An 18,424-nucleotide genomic window follows, 5' to 3' on the forward strand; every position below is an offset into this window, starting at 1 on the left:
AAGTGAAATGAAACAGAAAAAAGCCCAATGGCCCTGGCACCTGCTGACCGTGGTCGTGCTGGTCGGCCTGGCTGGCGCCTTGTACTACGCCACGTCGCTGATGTCCTACGAGTGGCGCTGGAACCGTGTACCGCAATACTTCGCCTACCAGGCTGAAACGTCCCAGCGCGCCGCTGATATCTCCACGGTGGTCGAGCTGGTACGCAAAGGCGATATCGCCGAAGTGACCTTGCGCAACGACGCGGGCGCCGAGCAAAAGCTGACCGTTGCCGATAACAGCCTGCAAGTGGCGCGTGGCGACGATGTGGCCGAAGGCGATGTGGTCGGCGTGACCCGCCATTGGGCGTTGGGCCCGCTGATGTGGGGTTTGTGGACCACACTGTGGCTGTCGGTGGTCTCTGGCATCCTTGGCTTGATCATCGGCCTGGCGACCGGGCTGTGCCGCTTGTCCAGCAACCCGACCTTACGAGATTTGTCGACGATCTACGTCGAACTGGTACGCGGTACGCCGCTATTGGTGCAGATCTTCATTTTCTATTTCTTCATCGGCACGGTGCTCAACCTGTCCCGTGAATTTGCCGGGATCGCGGCGCTATCGCTGTTCACCGGCGCCTACGTGGCGGAAATCGTCCGCGCTGGCGTGCAGTCCATTACCCGTGGCCAGAACGAAGCCGCCCGCTCCCTGGGCCTGAGCGCGAGCCAGTCAATGCGCCATGTGGTATTGCCGCAGGCGTTCAAACGCGTGCTACCGCCATTGGCTGGACAATTTATCAGCCTGGTGAAAGACACTTCGCTGGTCTCGGTGATTGCGATTACCGAACTGCTCAAGAGCGGCCGTGAGGTGATCACCACCTCGTTCTCGCCGTTTGAAATCCTGTTCTGCGTCGCAGGCCTGTACCTGCTGATCAACCTGCCGCTGTCGAAAATGGCCAGCCGGCTTGAGCGGAGGCTCGCGCAAAGTGATTGAAGTCCGCGATCTGGTAAAAGTCTTCGACACCCGTGGGCAGGTGGTCCGCGCGGTCGACAACGTGACCACCCAAGTGGCCAAGGGGGAAGTGCTGGTGGTGATCGGCCCGTCCGGCTCCGGCAAGTCCACCTTCCTGCGTTGCCTCAATGGGCTGGAAGAATTCGACTCGGGCTCAGTGAGCATCGACGGCCTGCAACTGGCCGACCCGAAGACCGACGTAAATGCCTATCGCCGCGAAGTCGGCATGGTGTTCCAGCACTTCAACCTGTTCCCGCACATGACCGTGCTGGAAAACCTGTGCCTGGCGCAGAAAGTCGTGCGCAAGCGCAGCAAGAAGGAGCGTGAGGCCAAGGCTCTGGCGTTGCTGGAAAAGGTCGGGATTGCACAGAAGGCCAATGAGTTTCCATCACGCTTGTCTGGCGGTCAGCAGCAGCGCGTCGCGATTGCCCGAGCCTTGGCGATGGACCCTAAGGTCATGCTGTTCGACGAGCCCACCTCGGCACTGGACCCGGAAATGGTCGGCGAAGTGCTGGACGTGATGAAGACCCTGGCCCTGGAAGGCATGACCATGGTCTGTGTCACCCACGAAATGGGTTTTGCCCGTGAAGTGGCCGACCGCGTGCTGTTTTTCGACCATGGCAAGTTGCTGGAAGACGCCGCACCGGCCGAGTTCTTCGATGCGCCGAAAGATCCGCGAGCCCAGGCCTTCCTGCGCCAGGTCCTATAGCCTGAATTTGCCCACCAGCGCTTGTAGATCCAGGCTCAGCCGGGTCAGCTGAACACTCGCCGCCGCCGTCTCTTCACTGGCGGCGGCGGTTTGTTCGGATACATCGCGCACCTTCAACACACTGCGATTGATCTCTTCCGCCACTGCACTCTGTTCCTCGGCGGCAGCGGCAATTTGTGGGTTCATTTCCTGGATGATCGAGACTGTGCGGATAATTGCCCCCAAGGCATCGCCCGCATCACGGCTCAGGTCGACGCTGTAGTCAGTCAGGGCACGGCTGCCGTCCATGATGTCGGCCACTTGCTGAGTACCGGCGTGCAACCCGAGTATCAGCCCTTCGATCTCTTCAGCGGATGCTTGGGTGCGCTGGGCCAGGCTGCGCACTTCGTCGGCGACCACGGCAAACCCTTCGCCTGCCGAGCCGGCCCGCGCGGCTTCAATGGCGGCGTTCAGGGCCAGCAGGTTGGTCTGCTGCGACACGGACTTGATCACGTCCAGCACGCCCCCGATCTTTTGGCTCTCCTGTTGCAGTGCAATCATCGCTTGGCTGGCGCGCGCCATTTCGTGGGCCAGATGACCAATCTGCTCCACGGCCTGCCCGACAACCTTGTCGCCAGCCGTGGCTTGTTCATCGGCCTCCCTGGCCGCCGCCGAGGCTTGTTCGGCATGTCGCGCGACCTCCTGGGCAGTGGCGAGCATTTCATTCATCGCGGTGGCCACCTGGTCGGTTTCGTCCCTTTGGTGACTGACCCCGTTGCGGGTCTGTTCGGTGACCGTCGACAGCTGTGTGGCAGCGCTGGCGATCTGCCGGGCGCTGTCACCGATGCCGCTGATCAGACTGCGCAGGTTGCGAGACATTTGCGCGATGCTTTGCTGAAGTTGGCCGAGTTCATCCCGACGCTCCACCACCAGGTTGTCGCTCAGGTTGCCCTCGGCGATGCGGTTCGCCGCGGCCAAGGCCTGACGCAACGGTAGGGCGATTTGCCGGGCGATCCACCAGGCCGCCAGCGCACCCAGCAACAGTGCGGCAACCGTGACGCTCACCAGCAACAGGCGAGTCTGTTGCGCCTCACTGTCACGCTTGACGATTTGCCCCTCGCTCACCCGGTCGGTTTTTTCGAGCAACTGGTTGAGTTGTTGCTCGAAGCGGTTCTGCACGGTTTCAGTCGTGACTTGAGCGTCCTTGAGCGCCAGTAACTGCGCGCGGTAATTGGCCAGGTCGGTTTTGAGCAGCGCCGAGTCTACGGGCAGCTCCGTGACGGCGGCTTGAGCGATGTCCAGAGCATCGAGTGTTGTACCGAGCACTTCGACATAGGCTTGTAGCGATTCGGCAGCCCAGGCAGGGTTGCGGGCACGCTCTTCAGCTTGCTCCATGGTTTGCCGCAGGTTCTCGATGGCATCGAGTGCTTTTTGATCCTGCTGGTCGGGTAGTTCACTGGCTAATTGGGCGAGGGTATCGCTGGCCTGTAGGGCGGATTTGCGCAGGACAGGCCGGGTGGTTTCGCGCTGTTCGATCAGTGGCGCCAGTTCAACGAGTGCCGTTTTGAAGCTGGACACCAAGCCCTTCGCTTCCTGGATACGTTGCAGGTCGGCTGGGTCTTTCAGGTGGTTTTGCAGGTAGTCGAGGTGCTGGTCGATTTTTTCGATCTGCAATTTCATTTTGCCCAGGCTGGCGGTGTCCGTCAGGGTGCGGTACACGATACGGTCGGCGCGCATGGCTTCTGCCACCGCGGCCAGCTTGCCCAGCTCGGTCAGGTTGCCTGAACGAAATAGCACGGCATTCAAGGCTTGCCAGCCAGTCAGGGCGATGATGGAACTGAGGATCAGCACCTGACCAAAACCCAGGGCGAGTTTGAGTCGGACACTGGCATTGACCAGCCAGCGAGTCAGCCAAGAAAACATGATGAACCTCCGAATCTGAAGAAGCGTTTCGCAACAAAGGAAACGCTAATTCGATTCGGTGTAATGCTGGGCTGATAACTACGTAGGACGTTTCACAAATTTTGGATCAGATCCGGAATCGCCCCACCAGCGTTTGCAGGTAAATCCCCAGGCGGGCCAGCTCGGCACTGGATGCAGCGGTTTCTTCACTGGCCGACGAGGTCTGTTCCGACACATCGCGCACGTTCAACACGCTGCGGTTGATCTCTTCCGCCACTGCGCTTTGTTGCTCGGCGGCCGTGGCGATCTGCGAGTTCATCGCCTGGATGGTCGAGACTGTGCGGGTGATGCTTGCCAAGGCACTGCCGGCACGGCGGGTCAGTTCGACGCTGCTGTCGGTCAAGCCACGGCTGTTGTCCATGATGGTCGCTACTTGTTGAGTGCCGCTTTGCAGGCCGACGATCAGCTCTTCGATCTCTTCAGTGGACTTCTGGGTGCGCTGGGCCAGGCTGCGCACTTCGTCCGCCACCACGGCGAAGCCACGCCCGGCTTCACCGGCGCGCGCGGCTTCAATCGCGGCGTTGAGGGCCAGCAGGTTGGTTTGCTGGGCTACGGACTTGATCACGTCGAGCACGCTGCCGATCTTGTCGCTTTCGCGCTTCAGGTCGCCCATGGCGACCGTGGAGTTGCCCACTTCGGTGGCCAGGCGTTCGATCTGGGCGATGGCTTCACCGACCACCTTGTCGCCTTCACGGGCCTGCTGGTCAGCCGCGACGGCGGCTTCGGAGGCCTCCTCGGCGTTACGCGCCACTTCCTGCACGGTCGCGGCCATTTCGTTCATGGCGGTGGCAACCTGGTCAGTCTCGACCTTCTGGCTGTTGACTCCGGCGCTGGTCTGTTCGGTCACAGCCGACAATTGCTCGGCGGCGCTGGCGATCTGGGTGACGCCGTCGCTGATACCACCGATCAGCTCGCGCAGGCCGACGGTCATGCTTTGCATGGCGCGTTGCAGCTGGCCCAGTTCGTCCTGGCGCGTGGAGGTCAGGTTGTGGCTCAGGTCGCCGGAGGCGACGCGTTCGGCCACCTTGAGGGTCTGATTCAGCGGGATGACGATCTGGCGTGTGATCGCCCAGGCGGCCACCAGGCCGAAGATCAACGCCAGCACGGTCGCCAGCAGCAAGAGTTGTTTGGCCTGCGCGGCGTCGGTGTCGCGCACCACGGTTTGCGAGGTGGTGAGTTTTTCGCTGTGGGCCTGCAGGATGTCGCCCTGGGCGCTCATGATTTTCAGCGCCTCGGCGGCGGCGGTCTGGGAGTCTCGGTACTGGCTGACGGCCGCGCGGTAGGCTTGCAGCGAAGTGCTGGCCTGCTGCAGGTTGGCCTGGTACTGCGCGGGCAGTTGGCCTTCCAGTTCGGTGATCTTCTTGATGGCGTTATCAATGGCATCGAGGGCCGGCTGTTCAGCCTCGACCTTGGCGCTGTAGGTGTAGCCACGCACCTGGAAGCGCGCTTGCTGAATCAGCTTGCTCAGGTCGACCACGCTGTTGAACTGCGTGACGCTGTCGCCTTGCAGCAGGCTTTTTTCGACCTCGCTGATCTTCGCCACGGCATTGTCGGCGGTGTCGCCCAGTTTGCTGCGGGCACCTTCACGCTTCAGCCCGGCCTGGACCATGGCGGCAAAGGCCTTTTTGTATTGGTTCAAGGCGTCTTGTTGCTGTTCCACCAGGGCCTTGTCGTCAGGTTGCTCGATCAGGTCGGCGGCGGTTTTCAGGCCGCTGTCCAGTTTGGTGATCAAGTTGTTGACCGCGTCGGTGCCTTGTTCGCCGCGGCGCATTTCGAAGTCCAGGCGCGCCAGGCGTAGGTCCTTGGTCAGGCCGTTGAGGCTGGAGATATAGCCCAGCTTGTCACCGCGACTGATCACGTCGCCCAGGCCGGTCCAGCCGGTGAAGGTGATCAACAACGTCAGGATCAACACCAAGCCAAAGCCTACGCCCAGCTTGCGATTGACACCCACATTCCCCAGCTTTTCGGCTAACCAACGATACATGCTGCGAACTCCCCTGGAACAAGGCTTGGACTTATTCAAAGGTTATCGGCAGGTTGGGAATATTCTGTAGGCGCCGGCTTGCCGGTGATGGCGTCTGCGGCAGCTCGGGGTATGGCGCTGGACCTGTGGCGAGGGAGCTTGCTCCCGTCAGCGGCCTGGCAGCCGACCGCTCTCTAACTGTTGCGCCGCGATCAAAATGTGGGAGCTGGCTTGCCTGCGAAGGCGGCCTGACAGCCGGCCTGGATTTGGGATCAGACCGAGTACATATCCGTTATTTGGGTAACGACTGCTATTGGTTCCGCCCTTACGGCGGGTCACTTTTGGAAGAGCGCCAAAAGTAACCAAAAACGCTTCGCCCCAACACTCGGCACCTCGCTCACGCTCGGTGTGCCCGTAATCCGACAGGGATTTGGGGGGCCGCCGCCACGCGCCATCCATGGCGCGGGGCGGCTAAACCGGCATCCCTGCCGGTTTACCCCCCAAATCCCTGCCGAATTCCGGCCAGCGTTTTGACGGGGCGCCTAAGATCAAAAGCCAGATCAAGATCAAGATCAAGAGCGGCTCGCTTCGCATCGTGGTTAGGGGGGTTATAGCGGTGTGTCGATACTGATGTTAGAAGAGCCGGGCGAGCAGGGCGGTGACGGCGGTTTCGACGCGCAGGATGCGGGCGCCGAGCTGCACGGGCTGTAAGCCGGCCTTGGTCAGCAGGTCCACTTCGTAGGGAATCCAGCCGCCTTCCGGGCCGATTGCCAGGGTTACCGGCTCGTCCAGGCCGCGTGGGCAGGCCGGGTAATCACCGGGATGGCCGATCAGGCCCAGGGTGCCCGCGGTCATGGCCGGGAGGCGGTCTTCGACGAAGGGCTTGAAGCGTTTTTCGATGATGATCTCGGGCAGGATCGTGTCCCGCGCCTGTTCCAGGCCGAGGATCAGTTGCTCGCGAATCGCTTCGGGTTCCAGGAACGGGGTTTGCCAGAAGCTCTTTTCGACGCGGTAACTGTTCATCAGCACCACCTTGGGCACGCCCATGGCGGCCACGGTCTGCAACACCCGGCGCAGCATCTTCGGGCGTGGCAGGGCCAGCAGCAGGGTCAGTGGCAGTTTGGCCGGTGGCGGCTGGTCGAAGCTGACGTGCAGCTCGCCTTCGGTGGCTTCCAGGCGCAGCAGTTGCGCATTGCCCATCAGTCCACCGATGCGGCCAACACGCAGGCTGTCGCCGACGGCGGCGCGGTGGACTTCCTGCATGTGCACCAGGCGTCGATCACGCAGCACCACACGGTCGGCCGCGATGAAGTCGGCCTCTTCAAGGAGCAGCAGGTTCACGGCTGGGTCGCTGGCGGCTGGTCGTCGTCGGGCTGGTCATCCGGGTGTTCGCCGCGCTTGCTGATCAAGCCGCTGAACAGGATGCCGATCTCGAACAGCATCCACATCGGCACGGCCAGCAGGGTCTGGGAGAAGATGTCCGGTGGCGTGAGGATCATGCCGACCACGAAGCAGCCGATGATCACGTACGGGCGGATCTTCTTCAGGTACGCCACGTTGACCACGCCGATCCACACCAGCAGCACCACGGCCACCGGGATTTCGAAGGCCACGCCAAAGGCGAAGAACAGCGTCATCACAAAGTCGAGGTAGCTGGTGATGTCGGTCATCATTTCCACGCCGGCCGGGGTGGCGGCGGCGAAGAACTTGAAGATCAGCGGGAACACCAGGAAGTAGGCGAACGCCATGCCGGTGTAGAACAGCAGGATGCTCGACACCAGCAGCGGCACGGCGATGCGCTTCTCATGCTTGTACAGGCCCGGCGCGATAAAGCCCCAGATCTGGTGCAGGATCACCGGGATCGCCAGGAACAGCGAGACCATCATGGTCAGCTTCAACGGCGTGAGGAACGGCGACGACACATCGGTGGCGATCATCGTCGCACCGGCCGGCAGGTACTGGCGCAGCGGCGTGGAGACGAAGGTGTAGATCTGCTGGGTAAAGGCGAACAACCCGGCAAAGATAATGAAGATGGCCGCTACGCAACGCAGCAGGCGGGTACGCAGCTCGGTGAGGTGCGAGACCAGCGGCATATGCTGGTCGTTTTCCGGTTTATCAGCGCTCATGGGGCTCGCGGCGGCAATGTAGGGTCATGGGGCGCGGGCGACGCAGTGGGCGTCGGCGCAGGCTCGGTGGGCGCGATCGGTGCCACGGGGGCGGCTTCGGCAACGGGTGCAATGCTGTTTTCAGCCACAGGCTCCGCCGGTTTGGCGGGCTCCTGCACCGGCGACAGAATCTTGCGGGCCTCCTGCTCCAACGACAGGATGTGCTCGTTGTGCAGTTGCCGGCGGATCTCGTCCGCGCCGATTTCCCGTTCAACTTCCTGTTTGATGGCGTTGAAACTGCGTTTCAGGCGCCCGATCCACAGGCCGGCCGTGCGTGCGGCACCGGGCAGGCGTTCCGGCCCCAGTACCAGCAGGGCCACGAGGCCGACGAGCAGCAGTTCAGAGAAGCTGATACCAAACATTAGTCAGTGCTCACGAGTCTTTGCGGGTCGGCTCTTCGACTTTCTCAGCCTGCACGTCGAAGGTGCGACGCTCGGTGATCGGCTGGGTGGCCTGCGGGTGCACAGGCTGCGCCGGAGGCACCGGATTTACAGCCGGGTCGGTGGGTTTTTCGTCGTCGTTCATGGCTTTTCGGAAGCCCTTGATCGACTCGCCCACGTCAGTGCCCAGGTTTTTGAGTTTCTTGGTGCCGAACACCAGTACCACCACCACCAGAATGACGATCCAGTGTTTCCAGTCAAAAATGCCCATGCTGCAAATCCTCAAGTCTTAGTTATTCAGGCGGACGGGCGCGAGGCTTTCTCGGCATGCCCGGACAAGCCGAAGCGTCGGTCCAGTTCATCCAGCACAGCCTGCGGATGCTGCCCCAGTTGGGCGAGCATGACCAGACTATGGAACCACAAGTCAGCGGTCTCGTAGATTACATCACTGTAATCACCGCTGATTTGCGCGTCCTTGGCTGCAATGATGGTCTCGACGGATTCTTCGCCGAGCTTTTCCAGGATCTTGTTCAAGCCCTTGTGGTACAGGCTGGCGACGTAGGAGCTGTCGGCATCCGCGCCTTTGCGGTCTTCCAGCACCTGGGCCACGCGGTTCAGGGTATCGCTCATGTCTAGTGTCCTGCCGAGTAAATGGCGTCGGGGTCTTTGAGCACCGGCTCCACCACTTTCCATTCGCCATTTTCGAAAACGCGATAGAAGCAGCTGTGACGGCCGGTGTGGCAGGCGATGTCGCCGATCTGCTCGACCTTGAGGATCACCACGTCGGCGTCGCAGTCGATGCGCATCTCGTGCAGGGTCTGCACGTGCCCGGACTCTTCGCCCTTGCGCCACAGTTTGCCACGCGAGCGTGACCAGTAGATGGCGCGCTGCTCAGTGGCGGTGAGGCTCAGGGCCTCGCGGTTCATCCAGGCCATCATCAGCACGCGCCCGGTCTTGTAGTCCTGGGCAATGGCCGGCACCAGGCCGTCACTGTCCCACTTGATCTCGTCCAGCCAGTCTTTCATGTTCGGCTCCGGCAATTTGCGACAGTGTATAACCGGATTGGCTATCGACGCACGATCAGATAAACACCCACGGCGACCATGATGCCAGCCGGCCAGTGGCCCAGTTGGTTCAGCGGGCCACCGATGGCCAGCATCACCCCGCCGACCAGGTGCGCAGCGCCCAGCAGGCGCAGGAACCAGTCGTCCTTGCGCTGCTTCCAGGGCGGCGCCGGGTCCTTGGCGTGGGGCTGGGACATGCGCTCCAGCAGGTCGCGGGTCATGTTGGCCAGGTGCGGCAGTTGTTCCATCTGGCTATGCAGGTTGCCCAGCACGGTTTTCGGGCTCATGCGCTCGCGCATCCAGCGTTCGAGGAACGGCTGGGCGGTGTTCCACAGGTCCAGGTCCGGATACAACTGGCGGCCCAGGCCTTCGATGTTCAGCAGGGTTTTTTGCAACAAAACCAACTGCGGCTGCACTTCCATGTTGAAGCGCCGCGCGGTCTGGAACAGGCGCATCAGCACCTGACCAAAAGAAATATCTTTTAACGGTTTTTCAAAGATCGGCTCGCACACGGTGCGTATCGCTGCTTCGAATTCGTTGAGCTTGGTTTCTGCCGGCACCCAGCCGGAATCAATGTGCAACTGCGCCACGCGGCGGTAGTCGCGCTTGAAGAAGGCGAACAGGTTGCGGGCCAGGTAGTCCTGGTCTTCCGGGGTCAGGCTGCCGACGATGCCGCAGTCGATCGCAATGTACTGCGGGCTCCACGGGTTCACGGTGCTGACGAAGATGTTGCCGGGGTGCATGTCGGCGTGGAAGAAACTGTCGCGGAACACCTGGGTGAAGAAGATCTCGACGCCGCGCTCGGCAAGCATCTTCATGTCGGTGCGCTGGTCGGCCAGGGTTGCGAGGTCGGTGACCTGCACGCCGTAGATGCGCTCCATCACCAGCACTTTCGGGCGGCACCAGTCCCAATACACTTGCGGCACATACAGCAGGGGCGAGCCTTCGAAGTTGCGCTTGAGCTGGCTGGCATTGGCGGCTTCGCGCAGCAGGTCGAGTTCGTCGTAGATGGTTTTTTCGTAGTCGGCGACCACGTCCACCGGGTGCAGCAGGCGCGCATCGGCCGAGAAACGCTCGGCGGCGCGGGCGAGGATGAACAGCCACGCCAGGTCCTGGCCGATGATCGGCTTGAGGCCGGGGCGGATCACCTTAACCACCACTTCTTCGCCGGTCTTGAGCTGCGCTGCGTGCACTTGGGCCACGGACGCCGAGGCGAGAGGCTCGACGTCAAAGCGGCTGAAGACTTCGCTGATCTTCTTGCCCAATTGTTCTTCGATCAGCGCCATCGACTGTTGGGAGTCGAACGGCGGCACGCGGTCCTGCAGCAGCATCAGTTCGTCGGCGATGTCTTCAGGCAGCAAGTCGCGGCGGGTCGAGAGGATCTGCCCGAACTTGATGAAGATCGGCCCCAGGTCCTGCAAGGCCAGGCGCAGGCGTGCGCCACGGCTGAGCTCCAGCTTTTTGCGCGGGAACCAGCGCCACGGCAGCACATAGCGCACCGCAAGCAGGAACCACGGCAGGGGCAGGGCGAACAGCAGGTCATCGAGTTGGTAGCGGATTACGACGCGCTGGATACGAAACAAACGGCGGACGGCGAGCAGCTTCATGCGTTATCGCTTGGATCAAGGGAACGGCTCAGGCGCTCGAAGCGTGCCTCGAGGCGTTCCAGGTCGATTTTGGCCTTGTCGAGTTCACGAAAGCGCGCTTGCGCTTCCCGTTCTCCGACCAGGGTGCGCGATTCTTCGCTCAGGTATTCGGCGAGGTTCTGGTTGAGGCTGGCGAACCCTTGCTGATACCAGCGCGAACGGCTTCGCAGGTGCCCGCTGATCAACTGGGTGGCGACGGGGCCGATCCAGCGTGACAGCTCGTATTCCCAGTCCAGTTCCAGGTCCTGCAGCACGGCAGCCAGGTCCATCAGCACCGAGCTGTCGCCTTCCAGCTCCACGTCGGCGCTGTGCAGGATGGCGGTCTTGTTGCGGCTCAAGGCCAGGTGCAACAGGCTCGACGCCGGCGCACGCAGGGTGCAATCGGCGTCGGCGGCCCATTGGGTCGCGAGCATCAGGCCTTCATCGCTGGGCAGGATAAACAGCTGCAAGGCGGGGCTGCGGCAGTCGACGGCAATCACTTTGCCATTGAGGTGCGCAAGCCGCGCCAGGGCGGTGCTGTCCAGGCGCAGCACACGGTTGAGGCCGTGTTCAACGCTGGCGAGAAGGCCTGCGAGCAACATCAGGGCTTGATGCCACGGTGCAGGGCGACGATACCCGAGGTCATGTTGTGGTAGGTCACCCGGTCGAAACCAGCTTCTACCATCATCGACTTCAGGGTTTCCTGGTCCGGGTGCATACGGATCGATTCGGCCAGGTAGCGATAGCTGTCCGGGTCGTTGAGCACCAGCTTGCCCACCAGCGGCATAAAGGCGAACGAGTAAGTGTCGTAGACCTTGGACATCACCGCGTTGGTCGGCTTGGAGAACTCCAGCACCAGCAAACGGCCACCCGGCTTGAGCACGCGCAGCATCGAGCGGATCGCGTCTTCCTTATGGGTGACGTTGCGCAGGCCGAAGGCGATGGTCACGCAGTCGAAGTGGTTGTCCGGGAACGGCAACTTCTCGGCGTCGGCCTGGACGAACTCGATATTGCCGGCCACGCCTTTATCCAGCAGGCGATCGCGCCCAACCTTGAGCATCGAGCTGTTGATGTCGGCCAGTACCACTTGGCCAGTCGGGCCCACCAGCTTGGAGAACTTGGCCGCCAGGTCGCCCGTGCCGCCGGCGATGTCCAGCACACGGTTGCCAGGGCGAACACCCGACAACTCGATGGTGAAGCGCTTCCACAGGCGGTGCATGCCGCCCGACAGCACGTCGTTCATCAGGTCGTACTTGGCCGCGACGGAGTGGAACACCTCAGCGACTTTTTCCGCTTTCTGGCTTTCCGGGACGTTCTTGAAGCCGAAGTGAGTGGTGGGTTCGGCATCGCTGCCTTTGCGCTGATCAGTCATATCGCTGTCACCAAAAGAGAATGCGGGACATGATAATCCCCAAGGCCTGCTTTGTCTTGGCAAGGCTGCAGGTAAGATGGGTGGTCACCGAGACCTTTTGCCGCATCGAAGGTATTCACGTCCCTATAAAGAGGAGTCATTGCAATGGCCCGTATAACCGTTGAGCGCGCACATTCACTGGGTAAAGAGGGCGCGCGGGCGAAGGCCGACAAGTTGGCGCACAAACTCAAAGAGCAATATGGCCTGGAGCCGTCGTGGTCCGGCGATACCTTGAACCTCAAGCGTTCGGGGGTTAAGGGCACGGTATTAGTCACTGAAGATTCGTTGCGCATCGATGTGGAACTGGGCCTGTTGATGTCGGCCATGAGTGGCACCATCAAGTCCGAAATCGAAAAAGCCCTGGATAAAGCCTTGGTGTGATCCGTCTGTTCTTAGGGTGCCGATTCTAATTTTCCAGCCTACTTTGTGCCCAAGCCCTCAACTCCTGCGGGCCGTTCCTCCCCCCTAATCTGCGTGAGGTGCACCATGGCCAAAGTTATCCTGAAGAAAAAAATCGACGCCCAGATCACTACCCTGAGCGAGGTTAAATCCTACGCCCGCAAGATCTGGCTGGCAGGACTTGGTGCTTACGCCAAGGTTGGAAGCGAAGGCAGCGAGTATTTCAAAGAGCTGGTTAAGACCGGTCAACATGTTGAAAGTAAAGGTAAAAAAGTTGCAGTTGAACAACTTGAGGCCGCCAACAGTCAGATTGACCAAGTAAAGAGTAATGTCTCCGCCGTCAAAGGTCTGGTAGAAGTTCAGCTGGATAAAGTTGAAAAAGCTTTTGATACTCGCGTTGCCAGTGCCTTGAATCGAATCGGCATTGCGTCTAAACATGACGTTGAGACACTCTCTGCTAAGCTCGAAGAGCTGACGACATTGCTAGAACGTGTCGCGCGTAAACACTAAGGAGACATCGGGATGGCTGTTAAAAAGACTACTCAGAAAGAAGGCAGCTCGTGGGTCGGGGAAGTTGAAAAATATTCCCGTAAGATCTGGCTTGCTGGTTTAGGCGTGTACTCGAAGGTTAGCAGTGACGGCGGCAAATACTTCGAGACTTTGGTCAAGGACGGCGAGAAGGCCGAGAAGTTGACCAAAACCACGGTTGGTAAAAAAGTTGAAGCCGCCAAGGCAACTGCCGGCTCCGCCAAGTCGAGCATTTCTGACACGTGGGGCAAGTTGGAAGAAACTTTCGACAAGCGCCTCAACAGTGCCATTTCGCGACTGGGCGTGCCGAGCAAGGCAGAGCTGAAGACGCTTCACAGCAAGGTCGATACCCTGACCAAGCAAATCGAAAAACTGACCGGCGCTAAAGTGGCTCCCGCGAAAACGGCTGCTGCCAAACCGGCTGCCAAGCCTGCGGCTAAAACCGCAGCGGCCAAACCGGCTGCGAAAACTGCCGCCAAGCCTCTGGTAAAAGCGGCCGCCAAGCCGGCTGCCAAACCCGCTGCCAAGGCTCCTGCCAAAGCGGCGGCTAAACCAGCCGCCAAGCCAGCGGCAAAAACCGCCGCTGCCAAGCCGGTTGCCAAGCCTGCCGCTAAACCAGTTGCCGCTAAAGCTGCTGCCAAGCCGGCCGCCAAACCAGCAGCCAAGGCCGCCGCCAAACCAGCCGCCAAGCCTGCGGCCAAAACCGCCGCTGCAAAACCCGCTGCCAAGCCAGCCGCCGCGAAACCTGCAGCCAAGCCGGCCGCCGCTAAACCGGCTGCCAAGCCTGCTGCAGCTAAGCCAGCAGCAAAACCAGCCGCCGCGAAGAAGCCAGCGGTAGCAAAAAAACCAGCAGCACCCAAGCCTGCTGTTGCGGCCAAGCCTGCTACGGCGCCGACCGCTTCCACAGCCAACTCGGTGTCCGCACCGACCCCTGCTGCTGTGACCCCGACTGCAACGCCGGCAACCCCGACGCCATCCAGTCAGTCCTGATTTTCCCCAGGACACAAAAAATGCCCGGCCTGCAAAGGCCGGGCATTTTTTTTGCGTCTGTATCAGTTGTAAGTGATAGACACGGTCACAGCGCTGGCCAAGCTGCCTTGAGTGATGGCTTCACCGGTTTTATGGTAAGCCGCTGCAAGTGCAAGGACAGCTTTGTTGCCGCTGGTTGCAACCGTTCGGCTGCGCTGGTCAGGGGTGCCATTGGCCGGAATGGTTGAAAGCGCGGGTGCGCGATGCGCCAGTAATAGCGCGGTGCCTTTCGAGCCACCGGTATTGGCAAATAACTCGCCGTTACCCGCTGAGGGCGTGCCGGTAAACAGGAAGATCACGTTGCGGATATCGGATTCACAGTCGGCGGAGACCTCGAAATCGAGCTGCCCGGCGGAGGGGGTCGCGTCCAGGTCGGAGATCTTGATGGTTGGCAAGGTAATGGTGCGGTTCTCGTCGCCGGCGGCCAGGTTACAGGTGCCGGCGTCGACCTGCCCGGCAAAGGTCAAGGTGCCGGTTGTCGCGGCCTGGGCGCTGAAGCTGGCAAGCCCGCCGGTCATTGCCAACAGGAGGGGAATGCTGCGTAGGTACATCGGGTTTTCCTCAGGTTTCAGTTGTAGGTGATGTTGACGGTGGCGGTACTGGCCAGGGAGCCTTGGCTGACCGTGCCGTTTTTGTGATACGCGGCGCCCAGTGGCAAGACCGCGCGGTCGCCGGACACGGCCACGGTGCGTTCCTCGTTGGCGCTGATGGTCTGGGGCACGCCGTTGAGGCGTGAGTACAGCCACAGGTCTACGCCGCCGGCAGTGCCGGTGTTGTCGAAGAGCAGGGGGTTGCCCGGCGCCGGAGTGCCACTGAAACGGAAGGTGACGTTGGCCGCGTCGCTGCACTGGGCGGTCAGCTCGAAGTCATGTACGCCGGCGTAGACGACGTCCTTCAAGGCGCTGGCTTGTATCGTGGGAAGTGTGATCGTGCGGTTGACGTCACCGGCGGCCAGGTCGCAGGTGGCGGCAGGCCTGACAAAACGCACCGAGTTGCCGAGGTCAAGTCGATAAACCTCTGGGGTGTGTATCCAGCGGTGCTCCCAGAGGTTTCCGGCCGGGATCGTTCCGTCTGTGACAGGCCCCATTTTGTAAAAGTGTGCCGTCGCAGAGGTGTAGCTGGGGATCTTGCCGTATACCTGCTGGGGCGGCTGGGTGTGAATGGCGAAGAACGCTTCGTTGGCGCCGTCGGCCCACGTCAGGGAAATGCGTACGCCAATACCGGGGACTTCTGTGCGGTAGATGAGGGAGCCTGGGTATCGCTGGTCCGGGTATCGCCCGACATACCATCGGCGCACAGCCACAGGGCAATTGGCGACGAAGGCCGGAGAAGGACCGCTGAATGCCTGGCTGGTGATGAGGCTCCCGTCAGGCAGACTGTCCGGCACCGTGATGGTCGCCGGCAGGTTGAGGCTCAGCGTCGAGTCTGGATACCGATCGCAATACGCTTGGGCGGTCAGCGGCAGGCTCAGTACTGTCAAAACGAATTTGATGGAGTGTTTCATCTTCAGTCCCGTCGTAAGAAATAGGGCGTTCGAGCGCGCCTGATCAACCGTTGGCCGCGGCTTGGCAAGTGCCTGCGTCCAGATGGCGCAAACGGTTGCCGCCCTCCGGCCTCCGCTGCGGACCCACGCCGTATTGCAACCGGCAAGAGGCATTGGCCCCCCACTTGACCTTCAGTTGCCCCTGCGGGCGAGAGACGCGCACAAAGGCTTTACCGCCTTGCCCGACAATGCCCACGCTGGCACCCTCTTCATCGAACACATCCGAACCGAATGGCAGCGAGCTACCGTCCTCGCGCAGGGCTGTGATCAAGATCGCCTGGCCGCTGACCGTGTCGAATTGCAGCTTCACCACCGCACCCGCACGGGGTGCGACGTTTTGCGCGGCGGTCTTGAGCTCTACGTCGACGGACAGGTCCTTGGGGTCCAGTTCGACCACGTTCTGGCGATAGGGCGTGAGGTGGGGCACCACGGCATAACCGCGCTTGCCGACCTGGGCGCCGTGGTTGCCATTGATCCGCGCACCGTGCGCGTCAGGCGCTTGGACGATGCCAAGGGTGTCGCCCAGTTCCGGGGCGAAAATCACGCCATCGGCGTGGGCGACAATGCCGCCGGTCATGCCCAGGGAGGTCGCACGGTAGGCTTTGCTTTGTCCGAAACCTGCGGACAGCACGCCATGGCTGGCCTGGTATTTCATGTCGGCGGTCACTGAGTTGCTGCTGCCCTGCGTGCGACTGCCGCCCACGCCGTAGCTGAATTGGCTGCGTTCGCCCAGGGTGCCGCCGAGGTTCATCCGCTCACCGCTGCTTTGATCGCCGCGATAGGCGGTGGTGGTCAGAGTGGGTGCGCGAGCGTCGCTGCCCAGGGGCAGGCTCAGGGTCAGTTCCACTTGTTTGTCGACCCGCTCGCTCAGCAGATCCTTGCTGCGCTGGGCACTGACGGTGTAGTGCAAGCCCTTCCAACTGCCGCTGTAGCCGGTGGTGAAGGTCAGGTTGCCGCTGCTGCGGTTCCAGTAGTTTTGCGAGGAGCCGGTCAGGTAGACCGTGCCGTTCGCCAGGCCTTGGTTGAGGCTGATGTCCATCCGGTCGCGCAGGCGCGAGACGTTGTCCAGGTTGTTGCCGTCGATGGCGAGGTCGCGAACCCGTGCAGCGTCGGCGACGCTCAGAAAGCCTTGTGTGGAGTAGCGATAGGCGCCGAGGGCAAAGTGGGTGCCGGTGTCGGTGAAGTTCTTGCTGTAGCGCAACTGCAGGCTTTGCCCTTGGCGAGCGCCGTGGCCTGGCAGCGCTGCGTTCGAGTGGGTCAGGTCAAGGGACAGTGCGCCATACGATGTGTTGAACGCCGCCCCCAGCAGCTGCGATAGATAGTCGTCACCCGCCACCGCCCCGGTGTAGCCGGTCAGCAGGTTGCTGAGGCCGTGCTGGTAAGTGGCTTGCATCAGCCTGGGGGGATGGCGCAGGCCGATTTCGTCGAGCAGGCCGGCGCTCAGCGAATAGCGGCTGTGGCCGGTGCGCAACAGGTTGGCGTTGGCGGCGAACGGCACGATGAATTCACGCTGACGGCCATCGGCCTCGGTCACTGTGACGGTCAAGTCACCGCCATAGCCGGTGGCAAACAAGTCGTTGAGCACGAACGGGCCAGGTGCGACCGACACTTCATCCAGCAACACACCGCGCTGACGCACGGTGACCCGCGCGTTGGTCTCGGCGATGCCGCGCACGACCGGGGCAAAGCCGGTCTGGGAATCCGGCAGCATCCGATCATCGCTGAACAGGCTGGCACCACGCAGGCGCACGCTGTCGAACAACTGGCCTGGGGTATAGATCTCGCCGACCATCAGCTGTGATCGCAACGGGCTCAATTCGCGCTGCACATAGGTGCTGCTGCTCTGGTAGCCCGCGACGGCGTCGGTCTGGCTGAAGCTGCCGTTGTGGCGCCAGTGCCAGTCACCCAGGTTGAGCCCGGTGTTCAGGCCCAAGTAATGAGAGTCGATGGAGCGACCATTCGTACGCGTCGTGAAGGTGTTGGCGTTGTAGCGCACAAACGCCGCATCGACCCCGCCGTCCCAGTGTTTGGGGTCGACATACCCGCGCGCTTTACGCGCCAGGTAGATCTGTGGAACCTGCAACGTCAGGCGGTTTTCGCCCGAGTCGAATTGAGCGGTGCTGCCTGGCAGGTAGGTTGCAATGTCTTCGCAGGGGGCGAATGCGGGAATAGGCGCCTGACCGGCTTCGGCGGGTTGATTGTGCGGCGCCTCCAAGTCGATGCCAAACCTGAGCACGGCGTCGCGCTCCAGGCACATCTGTGCAGCGTCCCGGCCCTTGACCGCGACGAACGCTAGGGTTTCGCGCCCGATCCATTGGCCATTGAGATAAACGTCGGTGCGGTAACTGCCGGGCAGCACCACGTTGCCCTGGCTGAATTTGGCGATATCGACCTGCCGGCCGCCCACGCCATCCGGAAAGAAGGCGGGGTTGAACCCGACGTTCTCGGCACCTTGGGCGCCCACGGCATAGGCGCTGCTCAGCAGCCAAAGGCAGCGCGTCATCAGCGTCCAACGATGACGTGCAAGGAGCCAGCTGTTCGGGCTGGCGTGGATGTTCAGACTCATGTGTACCCTTTCCAAAAATGGGCGCTGTCCGAATTCAGGCAAAGCAAAGCCCTGCCCCGAGAAATGGGCATCAGACGAACGTGTGCAGTGAGGTCAGTCGTTGGCCAGACTGGCCG

The 18,424-nt window shown here is 61.5% G+C and carries 19 protein-coding genes and 1 pseudogene; 5 read left to right on the forward strand and 15 right to left on the reverse strand.

Annotated features, from left to right (window positions below; translation table 11 throughout):
• Positions 1-7: 7 nt before the first annotated feature.
• Positions 8-967, forward strand: coding sequence for an amino acid ABC transporter permease (locus ACP7BX_RS19645; protein WP_061434965.1), 960 nt, complete (start codon positions 8-10; stop codon positions 965-967).
• Positions 960-1,694: an amino acid ABC transporter ATP-binding protein gene (locus ACP7BX_RS19650; protein ID WP_038844774.1), complete on the forward strand. Its 735-nt coding sequence runs from the start codon at positions 960-962 to the stop codon at positions 1,692-1,694. The genes ACP7BX_RS19645 and ACP7BX_RS19650 overlap by 8 nt, the downstream gene beginning before the upstream one ends.
• Here the strand turns inward: ACP7BX_RS19650 and ACP7BX_RS19655 are convergent.
• The 12 genes and pseudogenes from ACP7BX_RS19655 to ubiE all read right to left on the reverse strand — a co-directional run bounded on the left by ACP7BX_RS19655 (position 1,689) and on the right by ubiE (position 12,204).
• Positions 1,689-3,596 (reverse strand): methyl-accepting chemotaxis protein, encoded by a 1,908-nt coding sequence (locus ACP7BX_RS19655; protein ID WP_426129399.1) that lies wholly within the window; start codon positions 3,594-3,596, stop codon positions 1,689-1,691. The genes ACP7BX_RS19650 and ACP7BX_RS19655 overlap by 6 nt on opposite strands.
• A gap of 106 nt (positions 3,597-3,702) precedes the next feature.
• On the reverse strand, positions 3,703-4,575 hold the full coding sequence (locus ACP7BX_RS19660; RefSeq protein WP_371317946.1) for a methyl-accepting chemotaxis protein: 873 nt from the start codon (positions 4,573-4,575) through the stop codon (positions 3,703-3,705).
• Positions 4,561-5,619: pseudogene (locus tag ACP7BX_RS19665) on the reverse strand (methyl-accepting chemotaxis protein); the annotation flags it as partial. The pseudogene ACP7BX_RS19665 and the gene ACP7BX_RS19660, both read right to left, overlap by 15 nt.
• A gap of 612 nt (positions 5,620-6,231) precedes the next feature.
• Positions 6,232-6,939 (reverse strand): 16S rRNA (uracil(1498)-N(3))-methyltransferase, encoded by a 708-nt coding sequence (locus tag ACP7BX_RS19670; RefSeq protein ID WP_426129397.1) that lies wholly within the window; start codon positions 6,937-6,939, stop codon positions 6,232-6,234.
• Complete coding sequence (gene tatC, locus ACP7BX_RS19675) at positions 6,936-7,724, reverse strand: twin-arginine translocase subunit TatC (protein WP_010213805.1); 789 nt, start codon at positions 7,722-7,724, stop codon at positions 6,936-6,938. Before tatC ends, ACP7BX_RS19670 begins: the two co-directional genes overlap by 4 nt.
• Positions 7,721-8,125, reverse strand: a complete 405-nt coding sequence (gene tatB, locus ACP7BX_RS19680; RefSeq protein ID WP_269132598.1) for a Sec-independent protein translocase protein TatB — start codon at positions 8,123-8,125, stop codon at positions 7,721-7,723. Before tatB ends, tatC begins: the two co-directional genes overlap by 4 nt.
• A gap of 10 nt (positions 8,126-8,135) precedes the next feature.
• Positions 8,136-8,414, reverse strand: a complete 279-nt coding sequence (locus ACP7BX_RS19685) for a twin-arginine translocase TatA/TatE family subunit (protein WP_177113881.1) — start codon at positions 8,412-8,414, stop codon at positions 8,136-8,138.
• Positions 8,415-8,440: 26 nt separating this feature from the next.
• A complete protein-coding gene (locus ACP7BX_RS19690; protein WP_003187881.1) occupies positions 8,441-8,773 on the reverse strand; it encodes a phosphoribosyl-ATP diphosphatase in 333 nt (110 codons plus the stop codon).
• A gap of 2 nt (positions 8,774-8,775) precedes the next feature.
• Positions 8,776-9,168 (reverse strand): phosphoribosyl-AMP cyclohydrolase, encoded by a 393-nt coding sequence (hisI, locus tag ACP7BX_RS19695; RefSeq protein ID WP_033897735.1) that lies wholly within the window; start codon positions 9,166-9,168, stop codon positions 8,776-8,778.
• A gap of 41 nt (positions 9,169-9,209) precedes the next feature.
• Complete coding sequence (ubiB, locus tag ACP7BX_RS19700; RefSeq protein ID WP_033897736.1) at positions 9,210-10,814, reverse strand: ubiquinone biosynthesis regulatory protein kinase UbiB; 1,605 nt, start codon at positions 10,812-10,814, stop codon at positions 9,210-9,212.
• Positions 10,811-11,434 carry a ubiquinone biosynthesis accessory factor UbiJ gene (locus ACP7BX_RS19705; protein ID WP_426129394.1) on the reverse strand — a complete coding sequence of 208 codons (624 nt, stop codon included), beginning with the start codon at positions 11,432-11,434 and terminating at the stop codon, positions 10,811-10,813. Before ACP7BX_RS19705 ends, ubiB begins: the two co-directional genes overlap by 4 nt.
• Positions 11,434-12,204: a bifunctional demethylmenaquinone methyltransferase/2-methoxy-6-polyprenyl-1,4-benzoquinol methylase UbiE gene (gene ubiE / locus ACP7BX_RS19710; protein WP_016972732.1), complete on the reverse strand. Its 771-nt coding sequence runs from the start codon at positions 12,202-12,204 to the stop codon at positions 11,434-11,436. The genes ACP7BX_RS19705 and ubiE overlap by 1 nt, the downstream gene beginning before the upstream one ends.
• A gap of 144 nt (positions 12,205-12,348) precedes the next feature.
• Here ubiE and ACP7BX_RS19715 point away from each other — a divergent pair, with 144 nt between their 5' ends.
• The 3 genes from ACP7BX_RS19715 (at position 12,349) to ACP7BX_RS19725 (ending at position 14,160) form a co-directional block, all read left to right on the forward strand.
• Positions 12,349-12,624: a polyhydroxyalkanoic acid system family protein gene (locus ACP7BX_RS19715; protein WP_033897739.1), complete on the forward strand. Its 276-nt coding sequence runs from the start codon at positions 12,349-12,351 to the stop codon at positions 12,622-12,624.
• A gap of 105 nt (positions 12,625-12,729) precedes the next feature.
• Positions 12,730-13,152 (forward strand): phasin family protein, encoded by a 423-nt coding sequence (locus ACP7BX_RS19720; RefSeq protein WP_095014374.1) that lies wholly within the window; start codon positions 12,730-12,732, stop codon positions 13,150-13,152.
• Positions 13,153-13,164: 12 nt separating this feature from the next.
• Complete coding sequence (locus ACP7BX_RS19725; protein ID WP_426129392.1) at positions 13,165-14,160, forward strand: phasin family protein; 996 nt, start codon at positions 13,165-13,167, stop codon at positions 14,158-14,160.
• 62 nt (positions 14,161-14,222) lie between these two features.
• On the opposite strand, the gene ACP7BX_RS19730 is transcribed toward ACP7BX_RS19725, so the two are convergent.
• The 3 genes from ACP7BX_RS19730 to ACP7BX_RS19740 are packed head-to-tail and all read right to left on the reverse strand — an operon-like array spanning position 14,223 to position 18,308.
• Positions 14,223-14,750, reverse strand: coding sequence for a fimbrial protein (locus ACP7BX_RS19730; RefSeq protein ID WP_033897742.1), 528 nt, complete (start codon positions 14,748-14,750; stop codon positions 14,223-14,225).
• A gap of 17 nt (positions 14,751-14,767) precedes the next feature.
• Positions 14,768-15,703, reverse strand: coding sequence for a fimbrial protein (locus ACP7BX_RS19735; protein ID WP_426129389.1), 936 nt, complete (start codon positions 15,701-15,703; stop codon positions 14,768-14,770).
• 43 nt (positions 15,704-15,746) lie between these two features.
• Complete coding sequence (locus tag ACP7BX_RS19740) at positions 15,747-18,308, reverse strand: fimbria/pilus outer membrane usher protein (RefSeq protein WP_426129387.1); 2,562 nt, start codon at positions 18,306-18,308, stop codon at positions 15,747-15,749.
• Between the last annotated feature and the right edge of the window lie 116 nt (positions 18,309-18,424).

The sequence above is a fragment of the Pseudomonas sp. DWP3-1-3b3 genome, from assembly GCF_049896305.1.
Classification (GTDB): Bacteria; Pseudomonadota; Gammaproteobacteria; order Pseudomonadales; family Pseudomonadaceae; genus Aquipseudomonas; species Aquipseudomonas azotoformans_A.

Bases quoted from the DNA above. Each gene is read 5' to 3' on its own strand.
- ubiE (WP_016972732.1), bottom strand. From the start codon at position 12,204: ATGACTGATCAGCGCAAAGGCAGCGATGCCGAACCCACCACTCACTTC.
- tatB (WP_269132598.1), bottom strand. From the start codon at position 8,125: ATGTTTGGTATCAGCTTCTCTGAACTGCTGCTCGTCGGCCTCGTGGCC.
- ACP7BX_RS19740 (WP_426129387.1), bottom strand. From the start codon at position 18,308: ATGAGTCTGAACATCCACGCCAGCCCGAACAGCTGGCTCCTTGCACGT.
- ACP7BX_RS19645 (WP_061434965.1), top strand. From the start codon at position 8: ATGAAACAGAAAAAAGCCCAATGGCCCTGGCACCTGCTGACCGTGGTC.
- ACP7BX_RS19725 (WP_426129392.1), top strand. From the start codon at position 13,165: ATGGCTGTTAAAAAGACTACTCAGAAAGAAGGCAGCTCGTGGGTCGGG.
- ACP7BX_RS19705 (WP_426129394.1), bottom strand. From the start codon at position 11,434: ATGTTGCTCGCAGGCCTTCTCGCCAGCGTTGAACACGGCCTCAACCGT.
- ACP7BX_RS19660 (WP_371317946.1), bottom strand. From the start codon at position 4,575: ATGCAAAGCATGACCGTCGGCCTGCGCGAGCTGATCGGTGGTATCAGC.
- ACP7BX_RS19735 (WP_426129389.1), bottom strand. From the start codon at position 15,703: ATGAAACACTCCATCAAATTCGTTTTGACAGTACTGAGCCTGCCGCTG.
- ACP7BX_RS19730 (WP_033897742.1), bottom strand. From the start codon at position 14,750: ATGTACCTACGCAGCATTCCCCTCCTGTTGGCAATGACCGGCGGGCTT.
- ACP7BX_RS19720 (WP_095014374.1), top strand. From the start codon at position 12,730: ATGGCCAAAGTTATCCTGAAGAAAAAAATCGACGCCCAGATCACTACC.
- tatC (WP_010213805.1), bottom strand. From the start codon at position 7,724: ATGAGCGCTGATAAACCGGAAAACGACCAGCATATGCCGCTGGTCTCG.
- ACP7BX_RS19685 (WP_177113881.1), bottom strand. From the start codon at position 8,414: ATGGGCATTTTTGACTGGAAACACTGGATCGTCATTCTGGTGGTGGTG.
- hisI (WP_033897735.1), bottom strand. From the start codon at position 9,168: ATGAAAGACTGGCTGGACGAGATCAAGTGGGACAGTGACGGCCTGGTG.
- ACP7BX_RS19655 (WP_426129399.1), bottom strand. From the start codon at position 3,596: ATGTTTTCTTGGCTGACTCGCTGGCTGGTCAATGCCAGTGTCCGACTC.
- ACP7BX_RS19715 (WP_033897739.1), top strand. From the start codon at position 12,349: ATGGCCCGTATAACCGTTGAGCGCGCACATTCACTGGGTAAAGAGGGC.
- ubiB (WP_033897736.1), bottom strand. From the start codon at position 10,814: ATGAAGCTGCTCGCCGTCCGCCGTTTGTTTCGTATCCAGCGCGTCGTA.
- ACP7BX_RS19690 (WP_003187881.1), bottom strand. From the start codon at position 8,773: ATGAGCGATACCCTGAACCGCGTGGCCCAGGTGCTGGAAGACCGCAAA.